Below are 4,773 nucleotides of genomic sequence, written 5' to 3' on the forward strand. Positions count from 1 at the left end.
CCTCTTCGACGCTGCTCGGCTCGCGCCGGGACAGGTCGATTCCGAGCTCCTCCGCCGCGCGGAAGACGTCCTCGTCGGTGTCACGCATTTCGATGGACATGCCGTCGCTCGAGAGCACCTCGACGTTCAGGCACAGCGACTGCATCTCCTTGAGGAGCACCTTGAAGGACTCCGGGATGCCCGAGTCGGGGATGTTCTCGCCCTTGACGATCGCCTCGTAGACCTTCACGCGGCCCGGGACGTCGTCGGACTTGATGGTGAGCAGCTCCTGCAGCGTGTAGGCCGCGCCGTACGCCTCGAGGGCCCACACCTCCATCTCGCCGAAGCGCTGGCCGCCGAACTGCGCCTTACCACCCAGCGGCTGCTGCGTGATCATCGAGTACGGGCCGGTCGAGCGCGCGTGGATCTTGTCGTCGACCAGGTGGTGGAGCTTGAGGATGTACATGTAGCCCACCGACACCGGGTCCGGGAACGGCTCGCCGGAGCGGCCGTCGAAGAGCCGGGCCTTGCCGTCGGTCGCGACCATGCGGTCGCCGTCGCGGTTCGGCAGGGTCGTGGAGAGCAGGCCGCGCAGGCCGGACTCCTCGAGGCCGTCGAACACCGGCGTCGCCACCGGCGTCCCCGGCTCCGACTTCGACGCGACCTCGGGCAGGGTCTCCTTCCAGGAGAGGTCCTCGCCCTCGGCCAGCTCGATGTCCCAGCCGCGGCTCGCGACCCACCCGAGGTGCGTCTCGAGGACCTGGCCGACGTTCATGCGGCCGGGCACGCCCAGCGGGTTGAGGATGACGTCGACCGGCGTCCCGTCGGGGAGGAACGGCATGTCCTCCTGCGGCAGGATCTTCGAGATGACGCCCTTGTTGCCGTGGCGGCCGGCGAGCTTGTCGCCGACGGTGATCTTGCGGCGCTGGGCGATGTAGACGCGGACCAGCTGGTTCACGCCGGCGGGCAGCTCGTCGCCGTCCTCGCGGTTGAACTCGCGGACGCCGATGACCGTGCCCTGCTCGCCGTGGGGCACCTTGAGGGACGTGTCGCGCACCTCGCGGGCCTTCTCGCCGAAGATGGCGCGCAGCAGGCGCTCCTCCGGGGTGAGCTCGGTCTCGCCCTTCGGCGTGACCTTGCCGACCAGCACGTCGCCCGCGCCGACCTCGGCACCGATGCGGATGACACCGCGCTCGTCGAGGTCCGCCAGGACGTCCTCGGAGACGTTCGGGATGTCCCGCGTGATCTCCTCGGGCCCGAGCTTGGTGTCGCGGGCGTCGACCTCGTGCTCCTCGATGTGGATCGAGGACAGGACGTCGTCCTCCACGAGGCGCTGCGACAGGATGATCGCGTCCTCGTAGTTGTGGCCCTCCCACGACATGAACGCGACGAGCAGGTTGCGGCCGAGCGCGAGGTCGCCCTCGTCGGTCGCCGGGCCGTCGGCCAGCACGGAGCCGACCTCGACCCGCTGGCCCTCGTCCACGAGCACGCGCTGGTTGTAGCTGGTGCCCTGGTTCGACCGGCGGAACTTCGCCGCGCGGTACGAGCCCGTGGTGCCGTCGTCGTTCGCGACGAGGACCAGGTCGGCGGACACCTCGGTGACCACACCGGGCTTGGTCGCGACGATGACGTCGCCGGCGTCGACCGCCGCACGACGCTCCATGCCGGTGCCGACCAGCGGCGCCTCGGAGCGCACCAGCGGCACGGCCTGGCGCTGCATGTTGGCGCCCATGAGCGCGCGGTTCGCGTCGTCGTGCTCGAGGAACGGGATGAGCGCCGTCGCGACGGACACCATCTGGCGCGGCGAGACGTCCATGTAGTCGACCTCGGCCGGCGGCAGGTCGTCGGTCTCGCCGCCCTTGGTGCGCACCAGGACGCGGTCGTTGAGGAACGTGCCGTCCACGGCGAGCTCGGTGTTCGCCTGGGCGATGATGTGCCGGTCCTCGTCGTCGGCGGTCAGGTAGACGATCTCGTCCGTGACCTTGCCGTCGGTGACCTTGCGGTACGGCGTCTCGATGAAGCCGAACGGGTTGATGCGACCGAACGACGCGAGCGAGCCGATGAGGCCGATGTTCGGGCCCTCAGGGGTCTCGATCGGGCACATGCGGCCGTAGTGCGACGGGTGGACGTCACGGACCTCCATGCCGGCACGGTCGCGGGACAGACCACCCGGGCCGAGGGCGTTCAGACGACGCTTGTGCGTCAGGCCCGCGAGCGGGTTGTTCTGGTCCATGAACTGCGACAGCTGCGAGGTGCCGAAGAACTCGCGGATCGACGCCACCACGGGGCGGATGTTGATCAGCGTCTGCGGCGTGATCGCCTCGACGTCCTGCGTCGTCATGCGCTCACGGACCACGCGCTCCATGCGGGACAGGCCCGTGCGCACCTGGTTCTGGATGAGTTCGCCGACGGCGCGGATGCGACGGTTGCCGAAGTGGTCGATGTCGTCGGTCTCGACGCGGACCTCGGTCGGCTGGCCGTCGCGGGTGCCGGGGATGGTCTCCAGGTCGGCGTGCAGCGCGGCAAGGTACTTGATCGTCGCGACGACGTCGGTCACGGACAGCGTCGAGTCCGCCAGCGGCGCGTCGACGCCCAGCTTCTTGCTGATCTTGTAGCGACCGACCTTCGCGAGGTCGTAGCGCTTCGGGTTGAAGTAGAAGTTCTCGAGCAGCGCGCGACCGGCCTCGACCGTGGGCGGCTCGCCCGGACGGATCTTGCGGTACAGGTCGACGAGGGCCTCGTCCTGGGTGTGGACGTGGTCCTTCTCGAGGGTGTCGAGCACGGACGGGAAGTCCGCGAACTCCTCGCGGATCTCCGCCTCCGTGAGGCCGAGGGCCTTCAGCAGGACGGTGACGGGCTGCTTGCGCTTGCGGTCGACGCGCACGCCGACGGCGTCGCGCTTGTCGATCTCGAACTCGAGCCAGGCGCCGCGCGACGGGATGACCTTCGCCGAGAAGACGTCCTTGTCGCTCGTCTTGTCGGGGGTGCGCTCGAAGTAGACGCCCGGGGAACGGACCAGCTGCGAGACGACGACGCGCTCGGTGCCGTTGATGATGAACGTGCCACGCGCGGTCATGAGCGGGAAGTCGCCCATGAACACCGTCTGGCTCTTGATCTCACCGGTCGTGTAGTTCACGAACTCGGCCGTCACGAACAGCGGGGCGGCGAAGGTGAAGTCCTTCTCCTTGCACTCGTCCGCGGTGTACTTCGGCGGCTCGAAGCGGTGGTTCGAGAAGGAGAGGGACATCGACTGGCCGAAGTCCTCGATCGGCGAGATCTCCTCGAAGATCTCCTCGAGGCCGGACGTCGCGGGGACGTCGGAGCGGCCGGCGGCGGTGGCCGCCTCGACCCGGGCCTGCCAGGCGGGGCTGCCGAGGAGCCAGTCGAAGCTCTCGGTCTGCAGCCCGAGGAGGTCGGGGACCTCGAGCGGCTCGTAGATCTTGGCGAAGGAGACGCGGCGGGAAGCGGTGCGGTTCGCGATGGCGTCGGCGGACGGAACAGAAGGGGTGCGCGAGGCAGCCAAGAGGGGTCCTTCCCTGCAGTTCGATGGCACGCTGTACGCTCTGCGAGGGCTGGAGGCGCCGGACCGCGGGAGTGGACCGCCTCAGGGGTCACGAAGACGTGATCACGGAGGGCGGGGCATCGTCGGCGGGGAGGCGTCGGGGCACAAGCGAGCGCAAAGCGCTAGCGTAGCCAGAACTTCATCGTTTGTCCAACTCGCGCGGGCACACGAGCGGACGCCCTCGGTTCTGGGTCTTGAGGACGTTGTCTCGGTGGCCGCCATATGCCGCCCAAGAAACGGTTGTCGGACCAGCCTAACCCGTGGTAGGCGGCCGCGGCCAGGCACCCGCGCGCGACGTCGGTCACGACACGACACCTCCACAACCGGCCCGCTCCCCCGCGCGCCGGACCGCGTTGCTCGCTCGCCGCGGCAGTCTGGGCTCACGGCGGCAGCTCGAACTGCCGCGCCGAGCCGGAAGTGCCGCGGCGACGACGTCGGACATCGGCGTCGGACGCAGCGAGGCCCGCACCCCCCGAAGGGGATGCGGGCCTCGCGGAAGCGATGCGCGGCTAGGCCGCGGCGATCACTTGAGGGTGACGGTGGCGCCGGCGCCCTCGAGGGCAGCCTTGGCCTTCTCGGCCGTCTCCTTGTTCGCGGCCTCCAGGACCGGCTTCGGGGCGCCGTCCACGAGGTCCTTGGCCTCCTTCAGGCCGAGGGACGTGAGCGCGCGCACCTCCTTGATGACCTGGATCTTCTTGTCGCCGGCGGCCTCGAGGATGACGTCGAACTCGTCCTTCTCCTCGGCGGCCTCGGCGCCACCGGCACCGCCGGCGGCGGGGGCGGCGACCGCGACGGCGGCGGGAGCGGCGGCGGTGACCTCGAACTTGTCCTCGAAGGCCTTCACGAACTCGTTGAGCTCGATGAGCGTGAGCTCCTCGAAGGCGGCCAGGAGCTCGTCGGTGCTGAGCTTCGCCATGATGGCGTTCCTTTCGGTTGGTGCGTCCTGGGGCCGGGGGCCCCGCAGAAGCAAGGGAGGGGGTTGTGCTTGCCGCACCGCCGTCAGGCGGCAGCGGCCTCCGATTCCTGCTTCTGACGCAGGGCATCGATGACGCGAGCGGCCTGGGCCGGCTTCGCGCTGAAGGCGTAGGCAGCCTGGAAGAGCTTGGCCTTCATCGCGCCGGCCGTCTTGGCCAGCAGGACCTCGCGGGACTCGAGGTCCGCGAGCTTGGTGACCTCTGCAGCGGTCAGCGGCTTCCCGTCAAGGACACCGCCCTTGATGACCAGTGCAGGGT

At 69.4% G+C, this 4,773-nt stretch carries 2 protein-coding genes and 1 pseudogene; all 3 read right to left on the reverse strand.

Annotated features, from left to right (window positions below; translation table 11 throughout):
* A partial coding sequence (gene rpoB / locus ACFWEK_RS18975; protein ID WP_430555048.1) for a DNA-directed RNA polymerase subunit beta occupies nucleotides 1-3,502 on the reverse strand: 3,502 nt, incomplete at its 3' end.
* A gap of 562 nt (nucleotides 3,503-4,064) precedes the next feature.
* Nucleotides 4,065-4,457, reverse strand: coding sequence for a 50S ribosomal protein L7/L12 (gene rplL, locus ACFWEK_RS18980; protein ID WP_429764780.1), 393 nt, complete (start codon nucleotides 4,455-4,457; stop codon nucleotides 4,065-4,067).
* 83 nt (nucleotides 4,458-4,540) lie between these two features.
* A pseudogene (locus ACFWEK_RS18985) lies at nucleotides 4,541-4,773 on the reverse strand (50S ribosomal protein L10); the annotation flags it as partial.

The organism is Isoptericola sp. NPDC060257 (assembly GCF_042726645.1).
In the GTDB taxonomy this organism is placed as follows: domain Bacteria; phylum Actinomycetota; class Actinomycetes; order Actinomycetales; family Cellulomonadaceae; genus Isoptericola; species Isoptericola nanjingensis.